This is a genomic window from Microcoleus sp. OTE_8_concoct_300 (assembly GCF_031383065.1).
In the GTDB taxonomy this organism is placed as follows: Bacteria; Cyanobacteriota; Cyanobacteriia; order Cyanobacteriales; family Microcoleaceae; genus Microcoleus.
Genome location: NZ_JANMZH010000294.1, coordinates 1 through 1,558, shown reverse-complemented (window position 1 = coordinate 1,558; position 1,558 = coordinate 1). Strand labels below are relative to the sequence as shown.

Genomic DNA, 1,558 nt, shown 5'->3' with positions numbered 1-1,558 from the left:
GGGTGCATCTCACTTTGGCAAATATATCAAATTGAAAGTTGACCGTTGAGATAAGCACAGCGCAGAGCAAGGATAGAGGAAACGTTCTCAATCTTCCATTGCGCTCCCGATATTTTCACCCTTAATCCAATGCGTTTAATTGTTGATTCAACTGTTCCTGAACCAATCGAACTTATGGATTCTTCTTTGTAGTATTGGTAATTAACTATTCGGCAGCGATGGGTATCTAAATAATTACAAAACGTTTTAAATGCTTGACCTTTAAAGTCTTTAAATAAATTTATAACTTCATCAAGTTTCCCTTGCCATAACATCTTTTCTGCTGATTTCAATCGTTTTATTGAACCCCCTACCTTGTAGAGATTTTCTTTCAGATGATACCAATCTAAGATTTCTTGTCTTTGTTCATTATCTCCAATTTCTTTAAAGATGTTCCAAATACCGGCATGACCATCTCCTAGACAATACATAGGGTGTAGTAATTTCTGGCTATTAGTCCAATCAATTAAATCTTGATTATTTTGAAAAAATGCTCCCGAATAAACATTATCTAAACACACGGCTTTATAGTCTTTCCAGTAACAGCTCTCGCCCTTGGTTTCGTTGCGTAGTCTGACTTTACCGCCATCCAATGTAATTTCTTTGACTCCTTGTTGAGATGTAGGCAATTCAAATTCTTGTCTCTTGACTAATCTTTGTAATGTACTGTGAGAAATTTTGATCCCGTAAATTTTTCCAAATCTTTTTCTGCCATTTGATAAGATTCGTTAGCAGTGATTAAAAGACAGCAATTTTCCATCAGTGGACTAAATTGACTGTAAGCTTTTAAGCCAAAATATTTTGCCTGATTATCTGTAATGTCGATTGAGCCGATTATTGATTTTATTTTTCGGGGTTTTCCTGTTTGAATTCCTGATACTGCTGAAAAAAAAAGCTACCTATTTCTGGACTCACTTCTGATAACATTTTCTGACGTACTGATTTTTCTATACTTTCAAAACTTTTTAACTCGGTTGGATCTGTATTTCTGTAAAGAATTTTTGCTGCCGCTTTTAAGTGGGCTTTTAGCTGTTGTTGGTCTGAGGGTGTCATTTTATTTACCTCATCTTTATTTGACGATTTTACTAGCTTTTTCATTTTAACTCTTTTTTGACACATTCGCATTCATTGAGATGCACCCGACCTTCTTTTTGATCGCTGACGGCTAAAGCTACCTTGATTTTCTGACTTTCAGTTTGTGAAGGTAGTGTTTGATTTTCATGGTAGTAATTGGCAGAAGTCTGGAAAAAGTTAGGGAGGTCGGCTTCATATTTCAGAAACCGAACCAATTCTTTTAAGTTCATAGCATTGAGAAAAGCAACACCACCTTAAAGCGAAGCATTACTGTGACTTTTTACGATTGCCTTCAAATTCTTCGATTTGAATGCCGATCGGATAGGACTCTTCATCGTATTCACGCCCGATATTGGTCAACTTCGGTTTGTCCAGTTTCACTCCCTTGAACACCAGTAAACAAAGGACTGGTCAAAGCTGTTACGAGGGTCAAAGCTGTTGTGAC

The 1,558-nt window shown here is 36.5% G+C and carries 1 protein-coding gene and 1 pseudogene; both read right to left on the bottom strand.

All coding sequences use genetic code 11. From position 1 onward, the window contains the following. Positions 1 to 26: 26 nt before the first annotated feature. Positions 27 to 1,092: pseudogene (locus tag ACUVJL_RS13665) on the bottom strand (ISKra4 family transposase). A gap of 41 nt (positions 1,093 to 1,133) precedes the next feature. Further along, a complete protein-coding gene (locus tag ACUVJL_RS13660) occupies positions 1,134 to 1,343 on the bottom strand; it encodes a hypothetical protein (RefSeq protein WP_445246343.1) in 210 nt (69 codons plus the stop codon). Positions 1,344 to 1,558: the final 215 nt, after the last annotated feature.